The following is an 18,741-nucleotide window of genomic DNA, read 5'->3' on the forward strand; positions in this document are numbered from 1 at the left end:
TTCGAGGCGGCGCGAGACAGCGCGGAATAGGGCAAGGCGATGCCGCTGCCTATGCCTCCGACCATTCGATTATTCGCCGATGAAAGCGAGGAAGGCTTCGGCCTGGGAGGCCAGTGCGGCCTTGTCTTCGTCGGTCGGTTCGAACGCACCGGTCACGAAGGCTTCGCTCGGCAGGACAATGCCTGTCTGCTGTTCCAGCACGTCGGTCCTGATGAAGCCCAGAAGTTCGGCGAGCTTGGCGCGCACGCCCTTGCCGGCGGAGTTGCCTGCGACTGCGGCTACGGCGGTCTTCTTGCCGGCGATGGCGCTGGTCATGTCCTGGAAAGTCGGGTCAAGCGGGCGGGACATCCAGTCGAGCAGGTTCTTCAGGTAGCCAGGATAGCTGAAGTTATATTCCGGGGTGAAGAACCAGATGCCGTCGGCGGCCTGGATTTCCTCGCGTACGCGGCTGACGGCTTCCGGCATCGGGAATTCGGCGCCCTGATCATAGAACGGCAGGTCAGTGTAGTTCAGGAAGCCGACTTCGGCCTTGCCTGCAAGAGCCTTGGCCGCCTCTTCTGCGGCGATGTGGTTGAAGGAACCGTCACGCTTGGAGCCGACGACGAACAGAATGCGGGTCATAGTGATGCCTCTCTTATGGTTTGGCTGATTCGCACATAATCGGAATGCGTTCGTGTGGTATGCCGCTGTACGCATGTTCCGATTTTGACGGCGAATTCGCAACGTCGAAATGTCCCCACCAATATTCCAGATTACGCGCGGATTGTCATTTCGTTCCGCAGATAACGAATCCGGGAATACATCCTTTATACGACGATGCGACCGGCGGCATCATTCGACACCATCGGCCGCATCGTTACACGCTGTGAGAGACCGTTCAGGCGACGGCCACTGCGAGGGCGGCGCCGACGGCACCGACCGGTTCTTCCGGCGGAAGCATCTGCAGGCGGGCCGCGATGTTCAGCGTCTCAAGGAAGTGACTGTCCTTTTCGCGAGCGTGCAGCTCTTCCAAAATAGCGTCCATCAGCGGCTGACCGGTCTTGATCATGCCGCCGCCCATGGCGACGATGGCCGGATCATAGCCCTGAATAACCACCTGAATCGTGTCGACGATGCCGTGGATGAGCATGTGCTTGACCTTCTGGGCTTCTTCGGAGCCGGCAGCGGCCTTTTCGAGAACGTCCGGCATCGGCGGACGACCGTCTTCGGTCGGCCACAGGCGCACGGCGGCGCCACCGGAGGCAACGGTTTCAAGGCAGCCATGCTGGCCGCAGGCGCACTTGAGACCGTTCGTGTCGACCGGCAGGTGGCCGATTTCGCCAAGAGCACCGGAATAGCCATGCTCAAGCTTGCCGTCGCTCACGATACCGGCGGCAAGTCCGGTGCCGAAGTTCAGGAATACCACGCTGCCGTCCTTCGGGGCGTCAACGATTGCGGCCGCGCCAAGAGCCGCGGCGTTGACGTCGTTCTCCACACGCACCGGGACGCCGCCCAGCCTGTCGGAGACTTCATCGGCCAGATCAAGACGCACGATGTCGAGATTTACGATGTCCTTGACGACACCGTTCTTCTCATCGACCTGCCCCGGAATGCCGATGCCGACCGGGATGCGCTCCTCGCTCAGATGACGCACGACGGCGACGATGTCGTCGACGACGTTCTGTGCGCCCGGGCGCGCCGGAACGCGGTACTCGTCGAGCACCTTGCCGTTCAGGTCGGTGAGCACGCCTTCAATCTTCGTGCCGCCGACATCAATGCCGACCAAACGGTCCGTAACCACATTATTCGTGGTTTCCATGGTTGTTCCTTTCCCTTTGTTGTGCTATCTGTTTTCGCAGAAAAATTTGCATGCATCGCTATTGGATATTCAGCTGCGTCTGCAATACTGCGGCACCGACGCCCAACGACACGATTTCCTGACCGAGTTTGGTACGTCGCACCGTAATCGGATTGCCGTCGTCCGTACGCACCCAGCCGTTCAACGTTTTCCCTAATTCTTCAAGGAAAACATCGTCGACGATATCGTCAGGCCCCATGACGGCGATTTCCCGAAGGTTCGCCATGGAAACCGGCATCGACAGCGCTTTGCCGAGAATATCGGCCGCATCACCAAGGATCTGCTGACGCGATTGGGGGTCAGCAGCAATCCTCTGACGCAACACCGCCGCCGACACCAATGTTTCCAAGCATCCACGCCGACCACAGCCGCATAATGGCCCGGTCGGATCGATAACGACATGACCGATCTCCCCCGCCGCGAATCCGTCGCCGCGCACCAATCGATTTTCGATGATCATGCCTGCGCCGACACCGCGGGAAACGCAGATCACCAGCAAATTGCGCACGCCACGCTGCATATATCGTTCGCCCAAGGCCGCGGCGTCCGCATCATTCAATACGACCGCAGGCAGGTTGAAGCGTTGTTCCAGCAGGCTTTGCAAACGCACGGACGACCAGTGCAGATTGGACGCGTCCAACACCGTACCGGAATCGTCGACAGTACCGGGGACCGCAATGCCAATGCCTAGAATCGGCGCAGTTGCAGCGCCAATCAGTTCTTCGCACAATGCGATGACGTCGTCGATTTGCGGCAGGTCGCCATTCGCCGATTGCACAGTGCGCGATTGGATGACGTTGCCGGTCAAATCGCTGACATATCCGTGCAACGAAGGAATATCGGAAATATCGATGGCGATGATATGACGTGCGGCAGGATTGAAGCCGACCAATAATGCGGGCTTTCCAGGGCGACTCGACGCGCGGTAGCCGCCTTCAACGATCAGACCATCATCAATAAGACCTGCAACGACGTCTGATATCGAGGCTTTGCTGATGCCGGTTATTTTGGCGAGTTCAGCGCGGGAACGCCACACATCGGGATACAGCGACCGTAATATGACAGCGCGATTGCGCGAACGGATATCGGCAGGCGTCGATCCGGTTTGATTGGCGTCCGTCATTGTCACGTCCTTTCTGCGCCATCGCAAATGTGCGGCCGTATAAAGTGGTCTCAAAAAATTATTTTGTTTACTTTACTTACTAAGAAGAAATATAAACAGTTGGTAATTTATCTGTGAAAGAAATAATTTGCAAATCTGCGACACGCCGAAAAATATGTGCTCCCACTGCGCGAATACCAGGCGCTTCCGTCCCGTTCGCAGTGCTACAGTGGCCGTGTTCACGACATCGCAATCATCTCCACCGATAAAGGAGCTTTAATGAGCGAACATATCGACACCACGTGCGTGCAGGGCGGCTACCAGCCGGGCAACGGCGAATCCCGCACTCCCCCGATCATTCAGGCGACGACGTTCAAGTACACGTCCAGCGAACAGATGAGCCGTCTGTTCGACCTGTCCGCAAGCGGCTATTTCTACACCCGCCTGCAGAATCCGACCAGCGACACCATCGCAGCGAAGATCTGCGAGCTTGAAGGCGGCGTTGCGGCCATGCTCACCTCCTCCGGCCAGGCTGCCAATTTCTTCGCCCTGTTCAACATCTGCAACAATGGCGACCACATCGTGGCGTCCTCCGCAATCTATGGCGGCACCTTCAACCTCATCAACGTGACGATGAAGAAGATGGGCATCGACTGCACCTTCGTCAGCCCCGACTGCTCTGAGGAAGAGCTCGAGGCGGCGTTCCGCCCGAACACGAAGGCAGTGTTCGGCGAATCCATCGCCAACCCGGCGCTGATCGTGCTCGACTTCGAAAAGTTCGCCGACGCCGCACACCGCCACGGCGTGCCGTTCATCGTCGACAACACCTTCCCGACCCCAATCAACTGCCGTCCATTCGAATTCGGCGCCGACATCGTCACCCATGCCACCACCAAGTACATGGACGGCCACGGCTCCTGCGTCGGCGGTGCGATCGTCGACTCCGGCAACTTCGACTGGATGGCCCACGCCGACAAGTTCCCGGGCCTCACCACGCCGGACGACTCCTACCACGGCGTCACCTACGCGAAGGACTTCGGCAAGGCCGCCTACATCACCAAGGCCACCGCACAGCTCATGCGCGACTTCGGCTCCACCCCGGCCCCGATCAACTCCTGGATCATGGGCATGCATCTGGAATCCCTCGCCGTGCGTATGCAGCGCCACTGCGAGAATGCGCAGAAGGTCGCCGAATATCTCGCCTCCGACCCGCGCATCAGCTGGGTGAACTTCCCGGGCCTGCCGGGCGACAAGTACCATGCGCTGGCCGAAAAGTACATGCCGAACGGCACCTGCGGCGTCATCTCCTTCGGTGTGCCGGGCGGCCGCGAAAAGGTGTCGTCCTTCCTTGACCATCTGAAGATGATCTCCATCGCCACCCACGTGGCCGACGCCCGCAGCTGCACACTGTATCCGGCAGGCACCACGCATCGTCAGCTTACTGAGGAACAGCTCGAAGAAGCCGGCGTCGGCATCGATCTGGTCCGCCTGAGCTGCGGCATCGAAAACGCCGACGACATCATCGCCGACCTGGATCAGGCTCTCGCCGCGATTCAGTAAGCCCGTCGATTGTGCGACTGACTGAGACCAACCCCTCAGCGGCATAAATCTGTAGTGGGCCCTTTGGTTTTGTGTCACTGACAACAACTCAGTGGCATAAATCCAAAGGGCCCACTACAGATTTATGCCACTACGCGCAAAACCACAAAAACGCACCTTAGGCATGTAGGCTGAAGGCAACGGATTGAGGTGGCGCGATGGACAACGACGACTATACGGCCAAAATGACCGAGCTGATCGCACTGATGCGTCTGATCGGCAACGATACGCAGCAGTGCGAAGTCAAGGAATGCAAACGCCGGATCAGTTCCACCATCACCGAAACACTTTCGGCCTTTTCCAACGGCAACGGCGGCTACATTATTCTTGGCTTGAGCGAAAAAGGCGGATTCACGCCGGTCGAAGATTTCAACGCCCGCGCCATGCAGGAGGCGCTCAGCCAGGCCTGCGAAAAACTCACGCCTGTAGTGCGCCCGGTTATCGTCACCTGCCCTTTTGAAGGCTCCAATCTGGTATTCGCGGCAATCGACGAAATGCAGCCGCGCGAAAAGCCCTGCTATATCACCGCAGCCGGGCCATATAACGGTTCCTATATTCGTACAGGCGACGGCGACCGGCATATGACCGGATACGAAGTCGACCGATTAATGGAAGAACACAATCAGCCGGCTTACGATATTCAACCAGTCAATGATGCAACCATTGATGACCTCAATCCGGTACTGCTGCAAGGCTTGCTGGCGCGCGAACGCCAACTGCATCCTCATGTATTCGAGGGGCGCAGCGATTTGGATATGATGTTTGATCTGCGTATCCTCACGCAATCCAAATCTGAATCTGAATCAGCATTCGAATCTGAAAATATCGAAAATACCGAACATACTGAGCATACTGAAAGTGCGCCGACACAAGACGACGCCCGTCCCACGCTTGCAGCGCTGCTCGCATTAGGCCGCTATCCGCAAAAATTCTTCCCCCGATTGAACATCACCGTCGCCATATTCCCCGGCACAACGTATGACGACGTGTTCGGCGGCACCGCCAAGCTGATTACCGCCGAAACCTTCACCGGCCCCATTCCAATCATGATCGGCGATGCCGTCGAAGCGTTAATGCGATGGACCAATGCTGAACATACGTCAAACAGCAATGCCGGGCAAGAGGGCGATACCAATCACGGGAGCGACGCCGGCCAACAAAGCGCCACCAGCCAACGCAGTAACGCACTTCCCGCATATCCGGCCGACGTATTACGCGAAGCGATCAGCAATGCGCTCACCCACCGCGACTACTCCCCCGACGCGCTCGGCACGCCCGTGCACATCAACATCTATACCGACCGACTGGAAATCGGCAATCCGGGCGGCCTGTTCGGCAAAGTCACCAAACGCACTCTATCCAAGCCTGCGACGCCTTCCACCCGTAACCCGTTCCTTTTTGCGTTGCTGCAGTCCACGCCATATCCCGACGGCGGCACCGTCATCACCAGCGGCGGCGCAGGCTACCTCAACATCGAAGCGACGTTGAGGCGCGAAGGCCGAGAACCCGCACGCATCGAAAACACCATCGAAACCTTCCGTATAATCATTCCCAAACACGGCGGCAGCATCTCCACCGACACAGACGGCGCAGCCTCACGCATCCTCGCTTTGCTCAGGCGTCAGCCCACACTGGGCACGCGCGATATCATGCTCACGTTGGGACTGCCGCCCGCCACCGTCGCAGCGGCGTTACGGCAGCTCGCCAACCGCAGGCTGATCGACATGGACGCGCCGGCACCGATTCGGCAGCGATACGTCCGACTGACGCCCCATGATAGATGATAGGCCGGAATACGACAGCTGCCTATAGGCGGTATGAGCGGAATGCCGACGCATCATAATGTTCGGTGACACAGCGCGATTCCCTAGGCAGTGCAATCAGTAAAGGAGATGCCATGCAGCAGCCCATCATGACTTCGATTCCGTTTCTCTCCCAGCTTTCCACGCCGGCAACGGACTGCGCCGAGGACCGCGCGGTCGCCGTCGATCTGGCCGACACCCTGGAGGCAAATCGCGCAGGCTGCGTCGGCATGGCCGCGAATATGATCGGCGTTTCCAAGCGCATCATCGCCTTTGTGGACGAGGATTTCGGCGGCCGCATCACCGTCATGTACAATCCGATCATCACCGCAAAGGACGGCGCATACGATACCGCTGAAGGTTGCCTCTCCCTCAAAGGCGAGCGCCGTACGCTGCGTTATCAACGCGTTGAAGTGACTTATTTCGACCACCGTTTCCGAGAGCGCCACGCCGCATTCACCGGTTTCACCGCGCAGATCATCCAGCATGAAATCGATCATTGCGACGGCATCATCATCTGATCGCGGCGTCGCCGCGTCCGGCAGCGTTCCGCCGTATTCCGCCGCACCCCGCAGCATCCCTCAACAGCGCCGATACGTCGCGGCGCACGTCCGCGCATAAGAACAGGAGGCATCCGTGCGTTCCGAATCGCAGATATACGACCTGATCGTTTCCGTGGCGCAAGCCGATCCGCGTATTCGCGCCGCCTATGTGGAAGGTTCGCGCGCCAATCCGAAGGAGCCTCGCGACATGTTCCAGGATTACGACATCGGTTTCGTCGTCACCGACACCGCACCGTTCGTCGAGGACCGTTCCTGGATCGACCGTTTCGGCGAGCGCCTGATCATGCAGTATCCGGATGAATTCGGTGACGAGCCTTGCGACCACTCGAATTGGTATTGCTGGCTGATGCTGTTCACGGATGGCGTGCGTATCGACCTGCATGTGATGCCGACAAGCGCGTTGTCCGAACGATTGGAGCTGTACCGCACGCTGGTCGACAAGGACGGCATCATGCCGGATGGCGGGATGACGTCCGACGAACGCTATTGGGTGCAGCGTCCTTCGCGGAAGGCGTTTGCGGATACATGCAACGAATTCTGCTGGTGTCTGAACAATGTGGCGAAGGGTTTGCGGCGCGGACAGTTGCCGTTTGTGATGGACCATTTGGATGATGTGGTGCGGCCGATGCTGTTTCGTCTGCTGACGTGGCGCGCCGGCATCGACCATGATTTCGCGGTGAGCGTCGGCAAGGCCGGCAAATATCTGCGCCTGTATGTTTCGGATGACTATTACCGCCGATATCTGGCGACGTATACGAGGGCGGATGTCGATGCCGTTTGGAATGCGATTGATCCGATGATTGATCTGTTCGATGATGTCGCACGTTCAGTGGCTGCGGATCTGGATTTCGCCTATGACGTGTCGCAGACCGAAGCGATTCGCGGGTTCATGGCGAGGGTGCGGGCGTTGCCGCCCGCCGCCACGGATTTCACGCCCCTTACGAGGACGTCACGGTAGGCGCCGGCGACTTCCCCGTCATTCGTCGCGATCGAGAAGATTGACGTCGAGCATACCGTCGATTTCGGCGGCATGTGCGATGAGACAGGACGGATCGTCGTGGCCGCTGAGGCGGATTTCCATGGTCGCACCAGCACGGCCTTCATGTTCGATATCATGTGCGGCGACGATATGCAGTTCGAAACCATACCGCGACGCCATCAGCATGGTCTGCCGCAATACGCCCTTGCCATCTTCATAGGTCAGTCGCACGATATGGTCACGATTGCGCTTCAACAGCATGAACGCCAGCGGAGCGATTGCCAGCACGACGAGAAAATAGCCGATCACGACCAATGCGGCCAGCCCCACCATGCCCAGGCCACAGGCAAGTCCAATTGCGGCGACCACCCAGATCGCGGAGGCGGTGGTAAGGCCTCGCACGGTGTCCTTGTTGAAGAAAATCACACCGGCACCAAGAAACCCGATACCCGTCACCACTTGAGACGCGATACGAGAAGTGTCCCACGACGCGCCATCCGCAAGGAACATCGCACCGTGCACGGAAACCATCGCGAACAGGCAGCTGCCCAAACCGACCAGCATATGCGTGCGGATACCCGCCTCCTTGCGTCTTGCTTCACGTTCGAAACCGATCAAACCGCACAGCAGCAATGCGGCAAGCACCGACAATACCTCCGACGGGCTCAGTCCGATCGCATCCCACACCGTCATGGCATGCCTCCAATCAAAGTCGCCGACCGACGCCCGCCAGCATTGCCGGCATCACCGCACAACGCATCACAGCGATATGGCATTCGGTACAGCAGCACAGCACCTGTCAATAATCCTGTCATACTTCGCACACAAATTCGGAACCACGGCACCATTCTTCCGATTTTTTTTGGGGGGGGCTTGCAGAGGCACCGGTCTTCGGAATAGCCGTACGAATTACGACATGTCCGCCGCGATGATGGCAGCGGTTCATCCACGCAGGGCGGCACGCTGTAGGCAGCTTAAGGAATAATGGGGTGTTGTATCGAAATCAATAGGATTACCACGTCTTTTTCGAAGGATGGGCAGCTTTGGCTGAGTTTATTTTTCAGATGATTAAGGCCCGCAAGGCCTATGGCGATCGCGTGATTTTGGATGACGTGACGTTGAACTTCCTTCCCGGCGCCAAGATCGGCGTCGTCGGCCCGAACGGTATGGGTAAGTCCACCCTGCTGAAGATCATGGCCGGTCTTGACACCGTGTCCAATGGCGAAGCCTATCTGACTCCGGGCTTCACCGTCGGCATTCTGCAGCAGGAGCCGCCGCTGGACGACACCAAAACCGTCGGCGAAAACATCAAGATGGCTTTCGGCGAAATCGCCGAAAAAGTGGCCCGCTTCAACCAGATCGGTGAGGAAATGGCCAATCCGGATGCCGATTTCGACGCTTTGATGGAAGAAATGGGCAAGCTGCAGACCGATATCGACGCCGCCAACGGCTGGGATCTCGATTCTCAGCTCGAACAGGCCATGGATGCACTGCAGTGCCCGGATCCGGACACTCCGGTCAACGTGTGCTCCGGTGGTGAACGCCGTCGTGTGGCACTGTGCAAGCTGCTGCTGGAAGCCCCGGATCTGCTGCTGCTCGACGAACCGACCAACCATTTGGATGCCGAATCGATTCTGTGGCTGGAACAGTTCCTGCACCAGTATCAGGGCGCCGTTGTGGCCGTCACCCACGACCGTTACTTCATGGACAACGTCGCCGAATGGATCTGCGAGGTCGACCGCGGCCAGCTTTACCCGTACAAGGGCAACTACACCACGTACCTGGAGACCAAGGCCAAGCGTATGGAGATCCAGGGCGCCAAGGACGCCAAGCTCGCCAAGCGCCTGAAGAACGAGCTCGACTGGGTGCGCTCCTCGCCTAAGGCCCGTCAGGCCAAGAACAAGGCCCGTCTGGAACGCTACGACCAGATGGAGCAGGAGGCACGCAACAACAAGAAGCTCGACTTCTCCGAAATCCAGATTCCGGTCGGCCCGCGTCTGGGCTCCACCGTTCTGGAGGCCGAGCACATCCACAAGGCGTTCGGCGACCGCGTGCTGATCGACGATCTGAGCTTCACGCTGCCGCGTAACGGCGTGGTCGGCGTGATCGGCCCGAACGGCGTGGGCAAATCCACGCTGTTCAAGACCATCGTCGGCCTCGAACCGTTGTCGGGCGGCTCGCTGAAGATCGGCGACACCGTCAAGATCAGCTACGTCGATCAGGGACGCCAGGGCCTCGACCCGAACAAGAACCTGTGGGAGGCCGTGTCCGACGGACTCGACTTCATCGAGGTCGGCGGCGTCGAAGTACCGACCCGCGCCTACGTGGCCAGCTTCGGCTTCAAGGGATCCGACCAGCAGAAGCTCACCAGCATGCTGTCCGGCGGCGAACGCAACCGCTTGAACCTGGCGCTGACGCTGAAGCAGGGCGGCAACCTGCTGCTGCTCGACGAACCGACCAACGATCTGGACGTCGAAACGCTTGAATCGTTGGAAAACGCCCTGATCGAATTCCCGGGCTGCGCCGTGGTCGTCTCCCACGACCGTTGGTTCCTCGACCGCATCGCCACGCATATCCTCGCGTGGGAAGGCGACGACGAGAATCCGGCCAAGTGGTACTGGTTCGAAGGCAACTTCCAGGCCTATCAGGAGAACAAGGTCGCCCGCTTGGGTGAGGACGCGGCTCGCCCGCACCGTCTGCATCGCAAGCTGACCCGCGTATGATGCACTGTCATGCGCACAGGCATGCACAGCCATGACATGCATGCCGCCTACGGCAAGGACCGTCGGACTCGTGTTCCGGCGGTCCTTGCCGTAGGCGCAGGCGACATATGAAGCGAAGTGGAATGAGGCAAAACATGAATGATGAATACGAGACCCCGCTTGACCGTCTGACGAAGGTTCTGGCGTTGAACGAACCTACCGTCAGCCGTGACCACACGTATATCAAGGGTGAAAGCATCTACTTCCCCACCGGCCGCGTATATGGGGGCCAGGTGATCGCGCAGTCGCTGGTCGCGGCTTCCCGCACGGTCCCGGAGGACCGGCTGCCGCATTCGATCCACGGGTATTTCATCTCTCCGGGCGATATCCGACAGGATCTGCTGTTCGACGTGGAGACGCTGCGTGACGGCCGTTCGTTTTCGGCCCGTCGGGTGAACGTGACGCAGGCCGACGGCGCGATTCTGACCGCCATAGCCTCCTTCCAGCAGCATGGCCAGACGGGCGTGGAATTCGCCGACCCAATGCCCTCCGATGTGCCGGATCCGGAATCGTTGACCAGCGCCAAAGAGCTGATGACACCGTATGCCGAACATTCGCCGTTTGCGAAGTTCTATGCGCAGAAGTCGCCGTTCGACATTCGCCATGTGACGCGGACGATCATGCTGACCGCCGATAAGGAAAGCGCCGCCGAGGATTCCGGCCGTCAGATGGTGTGGATGAAGGCCGACGGCCATGCCGACGTGCCGCAGGTGATGCATCGCGCGATGCTGGCGATGGGCTGCGATCAGATCATGATGGAGCCTGTGCTGCGCCGCGCCGGCTTGAGCATTTCGACGCCGGGCATTTCGTATGCGTCGATCGACCATTCGATGTGGTGGTATCGCGATGTCGACATCAACCAGTGGCATCTGTATGTCCAGGACACGCCGACCGCCGCGCATGGCCGCGGCCTGGGGGTGGCGAAGGTGTATTCGCAGGATGGCGAATTGGTCGCGGTGATGGGCCAGGAGGCGATGATCCGCGTGCCGCAGGCCTGACGTGCGTATGCCTGCAATCGCTGGCGTATGATGCGCCCTCGATATATCATCAGAGGCCGCCGCGATCCGGTCCGATCGCGGCGGCCTCTTGCATCCCATTGCGCCGCATCATGCGCCCTGTGGCGTTTCGCGGAATGTCCGGCACGCAGTATTCAGCGATGTCCGATTTTCGTCACGGTCTTCGTCGCCGCGGCCTGACGCTGATAGCGACGCTGCGCGCTCGTCGCCGTCTTCACACTTTCCGGCCCGTCCAACGGCGGCAGTTGGCACAGCCACTCCCCTACGATGCCGATGATCATGTCGGCCAGGCACACGATGACCGCGATCGCGCATTCGATGACGGCGTCACGGTAGAATTCCGCCTCGATATGGCCCACGCTGGCGATGATCTGCCCGCCATACCATCCGACGAGCGTGGCTCCGGCCACGCCCAGCGCCTTGCACAGCGCCAGTGTGGCGACCGCCTTCTGCGGGTCGAGAGGCCTCAGCATGGCGCGTTTTTTCGGATCGGTCGTCGTGTATTTGTGCACCTGCAGCGCCATCCACAGCACGGCGACGCCCATTGCGACCAATATGAGGAGAACCAGCCAGGAGGCGCCGATCAGCGCCAGTCCGCTCCGCTCGCCGTATTTGGCGATGCCGATGCCGCACAGCAGGCCGGCGAGCATTCCGACAGCGTAATACCACCATGGTGTTCGACGTGCTTTCATAAGGTCTCTCCAATGATCCAATCGTCGGACAGCATGCCCACACGTCCTGCGTCCGGGGCCATGGCGAGCAGGAACGATACGGGATCGCCGCCCAGTTTCGCTTCGGGATCCATGTCCATCCATGGGGCGAGCACGCCGGCATGTTCGCGCGCGGACGGCCATGGAATGCGGCAGTCCTCCTCATCGCTGTCGACGCCTTCGAAATCGACGACGTCAAGGTCGATGGCGTCTTCATGCAGATGTTCGATGCTTTGCAGCATTGCGATCAGTTCGCGCGGCTGCATGGCGGTGACGATCTGCATGACGGCCGACATTGCGTCGGGCCCGTCGAAACGGCTGACATGGTACAGCGGCGAGATTCCTTCGACCTGATTGCCGGTGACCGCGTCCACTGTGGCGATGGCGGTGCGGAACAGGCGTTCCGCATTGGGCAGCGTGCTGTCCATCGAAATGATCGCACGATGCGGCGTCACCTCGTCATGATGGCTGGAATCGGATTGCGGTTTCGCCGGTCGTTCGCCTTGCTGCGACGCCGTAGCCGTTGGCGGAGTCTCCGGCGGAGGCGTGTGCGCCGTTGATGGCATAATCGTTTGCAATGCCGGTATCGATAGCATCGCGTCGTCGACGTCGGCGACCTTGATCCTGACATTCGGGACCAGCGTCGAGAACGCCGGATCATCGCAGTGCACGATAACGTCAACATGCAGGTTGCCCAGCGCACGCTGCAATGCTTCCGTCGTCATACCGGCGTCGATGTTCAGCGTCACGTCCGCGCTGATCACGTCATCGCCTGTGATCGTCGTTGAAGTCGATTCGTTCATCACCACGCATCTTTCCGACCATTATTCCGGCCCGTCGATTTTCCGGTCTGCCGCAACGGCGACATTCGTTCCTTAGCGAATCGAGGGGCCTGCCGACATCCGCGGCATGCCCCTCGAGCATCTGACGCCGAAACCGCTGCTGGTGCCGGCGTCGGCGCACGCCATCATTCGCCCGGCTTCATTCCCGCCGAACGCTTGAGCGATTCGGGGATTTCGACCGGAGGCTTGTCGGAATCGGGACGATTCTCGTTGCTCAGCCAAAGCTCGCGTTCCGGGGCCTTCTTGACGTTCGCGAAAATCGCCGCAAGCTCCTTCTCGTTCAGCGTCTCCTTGACGAGCAGCTGGCGGACGAGTTCGTCCAGCACGTCACGGTTTTCGTTGATGACGTTCCAGGCTTCGGTATGCGCGTTTTCGACGAGTTTGAGCACTTCGTCGTCGATGATCTGCGCGGTGCGCTCGGAATATTTGCGGGCCAGCATGCCTTCGACGCCGCTTCCGCGCTCGTCGTCATCCGACCATTTGATCGCTCCCAGCTGCGAGGAGAAACCGTATTCGACGACCATCTGGCGGGCGATCTGCGTGGCCTTTTCGATATCGTTGGACGCGCCGGTGGTCGGATCATGGAACACGACCTCTTCGGCGGTACGGCCGCCCATCGCATAGGCCATCTGGTCGAGCAGCTGGTTGCGCGACATCGAATAACGGTCTTCGGTCGGCATGACGGCGGTGTAGCCGAGCGCACGGCCACGTGGCAGGATCGTCACCTTCGTCACCGGGTCGGTGTGATGCATTGCCGCAGCCACCAGCGCATGGCCGCCTTCATGGTAGGCGGTGTTGCGCAGCTCTTCGAGGGCCATGCCCTTGGAGCGGCGCTTCGGACCGGACTGCACGCGGTCGATGGCTTCATCGATCGCACGGTTATCGATCAGCTGGGCTCCGGCGCGGGCGCACAGCAATGCGGCCTCGTTCAGCACGTTGGCCAGGTCGGCGCCGGTGAAGCCCGGCGTACGCACTGCGATGGTGCGCAGGTCGACGTCCGGAACGAACGGCTTGCCCTTGGCGTGGACCTTCAGAATGGCTTCACGCCCTTCCAGGTCGGGCGCCTCGACGGCGACCTGGCGGTCGAAACGGCCAGGACGCAGCAATGCGGGATCCAACACGTCCGGACGGTTGGTCGCGGCGATGATGATCAGGTTGGTGTCGTTGTTGAAGCCGTCCATTTCGACCAGCAGCTGGTTGAGCGTCTGTTCGCGTTCGTCATGGCCGCCGCTCATGCCGGAACCGCGCTTGCGTCCGACCGCGTCGATTTCGTCGATGAAGATGATCGCCGGAGCGTTCTTCTTCGCTTCCTCGAACAGGTCGCGGACGCGGGACGCGCCCAGGCCGACGAACATCTCCACGAAGTCGGAGCCTGCCATCGAGTAGAACGGCACGCCGGCCTCGCCTGCGATGGCGCGGGCGAGCAACGTCTTGCCGGTGCCGGGAGGGCCGTACAGCAGCACGCCGCGCGGGATGCGGGCGCCCAAAGCCTTGTATCGGGAGGGATCCTTGAGGAAGTCCTTGATTTCCTCGACTTCCTGCACTGCGGCCTCTTCGCCCGCCACGTCGGCGAACTTCGTGGTCGGGGTCTGGCCGTCAAGCAGCTTGCCGTTGTTCTTCTTGCCTCCCATGCCGAACATGCCGCCGGCTCCGCCGCTCATACGGCTCATCAGGAACCAGAACAGGCCGAAGATGATGAAGAACGGAAGCAGCGAGGTGATCAGATACGACCAGATGCTGGTCTGCTGCATGGTGGCGGTCCAGCCGTTGGCCGGATTGGCTTTCTCCACCGCCTGCACCACCTGGGCGCTTTGCGCATAGGTGTAGTAGAACTGGACGTTCTTGCCGTAGTTCTTCACTCGTCCGGTATCCGGATCGGTCTTGGAATAATCGGCCGTCAGTTCCAGCTTGACCTGCTGCGTATTGTCGACGATCTGAGCGTATTTGACGTTACCGCTGTCAAGGATCTGCAGACCGTCCTTGGTGTCGATGGTCTGCGTGCCCGTTCCGAAGAACAGCTGGAACACCATGATGGCCATCACGACGATGACGACGCCCCACAGCCATGGGGACTGCCATACGGAGCGCGGCTTGTTGTCGCGATTATTATTGCCGTTATTTCCGCCATTGCCGCGATTAAACGGGTTGTTGAACGGATTGCCGTTATTTCCGCCATTGCCTTGCGGGAAACTCATTCATTCCCTCCTTCATATACTGCGGGCTTCAGCACCGCGATCGAATCGAGATTGCGGTAGCGCTCGTCGTAGTCCAAGCCAAAGCCGACGACGAATTCATCCGGTATTTCGTATCCCTTATATTTCACATCCACTTGCACTTTGCGGCGCGCCGGCTTCTCCAGCAGCGCAAAAACCTCGACGGACGCGGCCCCGCGGCGCTTCAATTCCTCGATCAGCCATGCAAGCGTGATTCCGGAATCGACGATATCCTCGACGATGAGCACATGCCGTCCGCGGACATCCGTGGACAGATCCTGGCGGACGGTGATCGTTCCGCTGGATTCGGTACCGGATCCGTAACTGGACAGGCTCATGAAATCCATCTGCGCGGGGATGCTCAACGCCTGCGAAAACGCCGCCAGAGTATTCACCGCACCTTTGAGCACGCATACCAGCAGCGGATTCCTATCGCGATAATCCTCACTGACCTGCGCGGCCGCTTCTTCGATCTTGCCGGCGATCTGTTCTCGAGTGATCAGCTCGTGGTCGATGTCATTCTGTATATCCGCGATTTTCATGCGTTCCATCTTGGCATACACGAATGACGTGTTTCTGACGGATCGCTGAATATCCACTGGGAAGATTCACGCCGCGCTGCCCATGCCAATCCGTTATCAGGGCGTCGATGGCTTCGATATGCCGCGACGCACATGGTACCTGCGCTCCGGCCAATGCGTGCGCGATCGCGCGCAATCTCACCGACGCCGGCTGACCGGCAAGCTCCCCTACCCGCAATCGCAATACGGTTTTCCCTTTTTGGGCGGCTCCGGCATCAGGGCCGACGGGTCTGCCGGGAGCGTCGGAAGGGATGACCGCCTGCCGCAGGACGTGGTCGGCAAGATCGTCGAGAAAGGCCTTGTCCATTTGCGCGAGGCGTGCGCCCTGCGCCAGACGCGGGACGATATCGCCGCCGGCGAAATCGTTGATATACGGAATCAGCTGCTGTCGTATGCGTGAGCGCAGCGGGAACGACGAATCCAATCCGGCCGCCGGCGTTCGCCGCGATTCCGACGAGGCGTCCGTAGAGGATTCCTCTGGCGGGCCTGCCGGCGATTCCGACGATGTTTCACGTATGAAGGCGTCGCCGTTGGTCGGGTCGTCCCACCAATCCAAGCCGAGATCCTCGCAGATCCCCGTCGTGTCGGCGCGCGTCAACGTCAGCCAAGGGCGCAGAAAAAGCGTGCCGCCGCGTTCGAATGAGGCCGGCATTCCGGCGACGGCGTCCAATCCTCCGGATCTGAGAAGTCCGATCAGCACGGTTTCCGCCTGGTCGGACTGCGTATGCGCCAACAACACGGCTGAGGCGTCCCAGCGACGCGCCTGCCGTTCGATGGCCGCATACCGCGCCTCGCGCGCCGCGGCCTCCATGCCCCGCCCGGATTCACGCACGTCGACCGACAGCACCGTCACGGGAGACAATCCCAATGATTCGCAGCGCTCCGCGGCTGTTGCCGCGACTTCGTCCGAGCCTTGCTGCAAGCGATGGTCGACGACGATCGCGCCGCAACGCAGTCCCAGCGACGCGCACACTTTCGCGCTTACGGCGGCGAGCGCCGTCGAATCACGCCCTCCGGAGCATGCGACCACGATCAGCGGCGCGTCCGGATCGGCGGCATGTTCGCCATGCTGGGCGAAGCGCTCGGATTGCAGGCCGAATCCCCGGGATTCAAGCGCTTCCCGCAATGCGCCCACGGCTTTGCGCATCCGTGCCGTATATGCCATATGCGTCCTTCGATTTCGTTTGCTTTGCTTATCGGATTGCCGACATTGGTTGTGCGGATGATTCGGGATGTCGGCGTCGCCGCGATACCGCATCGCCTCAGAGGTCCGGCAATGACGAGACGAATACGTCGATGGCGTCACGTGCGGCGGCGTAGTCCTCCGGATCGTTGACGATGACCGCGAAGGACAGAACGCCGCCGTCATGCCGCGTCACATTGCCGCACATCGAGGTGACGTTCCCCAGGCTTCCCGTTTTCGCGCGGATGAGGCCGGCGTCGTCGGCATCGGAAAGTCGGGATGCGGCCGTGCCGATGAGGCCGGATACCGACAGCCCCTCCGCTGCGGCGGCGCCCGATCCGGCGGTGAGATTGTAGGTTTGCGCGTCGCTCAGCGTGCGCACGGTAAGGCGGGAGCCGACGGTGAGGCCGGAACAGTCGCCCATGACCAGGCCGTCGGTGTTGATGCCGAGCTGTTCCAGCACGGTTTTCACGGCATGCGTCGCACCTTGGGGCGAATTGTCGTCGCCGGTGGCCAAGGCGGTCAGTCTGCCGAATTCTTCGGCGATCGTATTGTCCGATTGCCGCAGCGCGAAGGCGAGGATTTCATTGAGCTGCGCGGAGCTGACCGAGGCGATCGGGCTGACGCCGTCGGGCACGGCGGCGACGCCGACATCGCCTTCGACCGCAATGCCGTTTTCTTCCAGCCGTGTGGCGAAGATGCCGACTGCGTCCGCGGCAGGCTGCGTGCTCAACGGCGGATATTGCGCGAACGAATCCGGATCGGGCGGTTCCGCTCCGCCCCAATCGCGGCCGCCGTCGACGGCCATCGAGGCCACCGGCGCGTAATACACGTGGTCGGGATCGCGTTCCTCCATCGAATCAGGCCAACGGTCCTCGCCGAACAGGCTGTCATCATACTGCAATCGCACTGCGGTGATGCCGCGCTGTCCCAACGCCTGCGCCGTCTTTTCGGCCAATGCGCCCAATCCCGCACGGCCGTTCACATGGTCGGCGTCGCCGTCGCCCGCCCCCAGCAGCATATCGCCGTTGCCTTTCAGCAGCAGCGTCGCCGTGTCGTCATCGTGCTGCATCAGATATGTTTCCGTATCCAATGTCGCGCTCATGTCCAACGTCGTCGACGCCGCCAATGCCGTCAGCGTTTTCAGTGTGGAGGCCGGCTCGTATGCGGCGTCGGCATTGTATTCGACGATCACGTCGCCGTTGCCGTCGGTCAGTGATACCGCGACGTCGCCGATGCCGTCGGTCGACGTGAGCTCGTCGACCAGCCGCTGCGCGTCCTTTTTGCTGACTGCGATGTTCGTATCGACCTTTCCTGCGACGATGCCGGCTTCGATCGAGGAGGCCGCCGCGGGGATTTCGCGGCGCTCCTGCGTCTGCAGCGTCAACGCGCCGGGCAGCGCATCGCAGATGTCGCCGGCGATGTATCCGCCGACAAGCAGCGTCGTCACCAGTACGGATATCGCGATTATGACGGGGCGACGCCGACGGGCCGGCATCGCCGCTTCGCGTGATTGTGCTGATGATGGCTCGGACGCCGGCATAGCGCGCTC

The 18,741-nt window shown here is 60.5% G+C and carries 15 protein-coding genes and 1 pseudogene; 6 read left to right on the forward strand and 10 right to left on the reverse strand.

Going from position 1 to position 18,741, the window contains the following annotated elements:
- Window positions 1-69 precede the first annotated feature (69 nt).
- The 3 genes from AC1AX7_RS08005 to AC1AX7_RS08015 form a co-directional block, all read right to left on the reverse strand.
- Window positions 70-621: an NADPH-dependent FMN reductase gene (locus AC1AX7_RS08005; protein WP_476509559.1), complete on the reverse strand. Its 552-nt coding sequence runs from the start codon at window positions 619-621 to the stop codon at window positions 70-72.
- 256 nt (window positions 622-877) lie between these two features.
- Window positions 878-1,798, reverse strand: a complete 921-nt coding sequence (locus tag AC1AX7_RS08010; RefSeq protein ID WP_476509560.1) for an ROK family protein — start codon at window positions 1,796-1,798, stop codon at window positions 878-880.
- A gap of 58 nt (window positions 1,799-1,856) precedes the next feature.
- On the reverse strand, window positions 1,857-2,960 hold the full coding sequence (locus tag AC1AX7_RS08015) for an ROK family protein (protein WP_476509561.1): 1,104 nt from the start codon (window positions 2,958-2,960) through the stop codon (window positions 1,857-1,859).
- 258 nt (window positions 2,961-3,218) lie between these two features.
- On the opposite strand from AC1AX7_RS08015, the gene AC1AX7_RS08020 reads away from it, so the two are divergent.
- The 4 genes from AC1AX7_RS08020 to AC1AX7_RS08035 all read left to right on the forward strand — a co-directional run bounded on the left by AC1AX7_RS08020 (window position 3,219) and on the right by AC1AX7_RS08035 (window position 7,861).
- Window positions 3,219-4,499 carry an O-acetylhomoserine aminocarboxypropyltransferase/cysteine synthase family protein gene (locus tag AC1AX7_RS08020; protein WP_476509562.1) on the forward strand — a complete coding sequence of 427 codons (1,281 nt, stop codon included), beginning with the start codon at window positions 3,219-3,221 and terminating at the stop codon, window positions 4,497-4,499.
- Between the two features lie 197 nt (window positions 4,500-4,696).
- Complete coding sequence (locus tag AC1AX7_RS08025; RefSeq protein ID WP_476509563.1) at window positions 4,697-6,322, forward strand: ATP-binding protein; 1,626 nt, start codon at window positions 4,697-4,699, stop codon at window positions 6,320-6,322.
- A 113-nt stretch (window positions 6,323-6,435) separates the two neighbouring features.
- The gene (locus tag AC1AX7_RS08030; RefSeq protein WP_476509564.1) at window positions 6,436-6,861 is read left to right on the forward strand and encodes a peptide deformylase; all 426 of its coding nucleotides are present in this window, start codon (window positions 6,436-6,438) and stop codon (window positions 6,859-6,861) included.
- Between the two features lie 115 nt (window positions 6,862-6,976).
- A complete protein-coding gene (locus tag AC1AX7_RS08035; RefSeq protein ID WP_476509565.1) occupies window positions 6,977-7,861 on the forward strand; it encodes an aminoglycoside 6-adenylyltransferase in 885 nt (294 codons plus the stop codon).
- A gap of 18 nt (window positions 7,862-7,879) precedes the next feature.
- On the opposite strand, the gene AC1AX7_RS08040 is transcribed toward AC1AX7_RS08035, so the two are convergent.
- Window positions 7,880-8,575, reverse strand: a complete 696-nt coding sequence (locus AC1AX7_RS08040) for an MgtC/SapB family protein (RefSeq protein ID WP_476509566.1) — start codon at window positions 8,573-8,575, stop codon at window positions 7,880-7,882.
- A gap of 350 nt (window positions 8,576-8,925) precedes the next feature.
- Between AC1AX7_RS08040 and ettA the strand changes: the two genes are divergently transcribed.
- Window positions 8,926-10,605 carry an energy-dependent translational throttle protein EttA gene (gene ettA / locus AC1AX7_RS08045; RefSeq protein ID WP_476509567.1) on the forward strand — a complete coding sequence of 560 codons (1,680 nt, stop codon included), beginning with the start codon at window positions 8,926-8,928 and terminating at the stop codon, window positions 10,603-10,605.
- A gap of 134 nt (window positions 10,606-10,739) precedes the next feature.
- Window positions 10,740-11,642, forward strand: coding sequence for an acyl-CoA thioesterase (locus AC1AX7_RS08050; protein WP_476509568.1), 903 nt, complete (start codon window positions 10,740-10,742; stop codon window positions 11,640-11,642).
- Window positions 11,643-11,794: 152 nt separating this feature from the next.
- Here the strand turns inward: AC1AX7_RS08050 and AC1AX7_RS08055 are convergent, their stop codons facing one another.
- From AC1AX7_RS08055 to AC1AX7_RS08080, 6 genes and pseudogenes are all read right to left on the reverse strand, one after another.
- Entirely contained in the window at window positions 11,795-12,352 is a 558-nt protein-coding gene (locus AC1AX7_RS08055; protein WP_476509569.1) for a DUF3180 domain-containing protein, read from the reverse strand.
- Window positions 12,349-12,813 (reverse strand): annotated as a pseudogene (locus tag AC1AX7_RS08060) (2-amino-4-hydroxy-6-hydroxymethyldihydropteridine diphosphokinase); the annotation flags it as partial. The gene AC1AX7_RS08055 and the pseudogene AC1AX7_RS08060, both read right to left, overlap by 4 nt.
- A gap of 524 nt (window positions 12,814-13,337) precedes the next feature.
- On the reverse strand, window positions 13,338-15,407 hold the full coding sequence (gene ftsH / locus AC1AX7_RS08065) for an ATP-dependent zinc metalloprotease FtsH (RefSeq protein WP_476509570.1): 2,070 nt from the start codon (window positions 15,405-15,407) through the stop codon (window positions 13,338-13,340).
- Window positions 15,404-15,976 (reverse strand): hypoxanthine phosphoribosyltransferase, encoded by a 573-nt coding sequence (gene hpt, locus AC1AX7_RS08070; protein ID WP_476509571.1) that lies wholly within the window; start codon window positions 15,974-15,976, stop codon window positions 15,404-15,406. Before hpt ends, ftsH begins: the two co-directional genes overlap by 4 nt.
- Window positions 15,942-17,171: a tRNA lysidine(34) synthetase TilS gene (gene tilS, locus AC1AX7_RS08075; RefSeq protein WP_476509572.1), complete on the reverse strand. Its 1,230-nt coding sequence runs from the start codon at window positions 17,169-17,171 to the stop codon at window positions 15,942-15,944. Before tilS ends, hpt begins: the two co-directional genes overlap by 35 nt.
- A 97-nt stretch (window positions 17,172-17,268) precedes the next feature.
- The gene (locus AC1AX7_RS08080; RefSeq protein ID WP_476509573.1) at window positions 17,269-18,732 is read right to left on the reverse strand and encodes a D-alanyl-D-alanine carboxypeptidase/D-alanyl-D-alanine-endopeptidase; all 1,464 of its coding nucleotides are present in this window, start codon (window positions 18,730-18,732) and stop codon (window positions 17,269-17,271) included.
- Between the last annotated feature and the right edge of the window lie 9 nt (window positions 18,733-18,741).

The sequence above is a fragment of the Bifidobacterium sp. LH_449 genome (assembly GCF_056356755.1).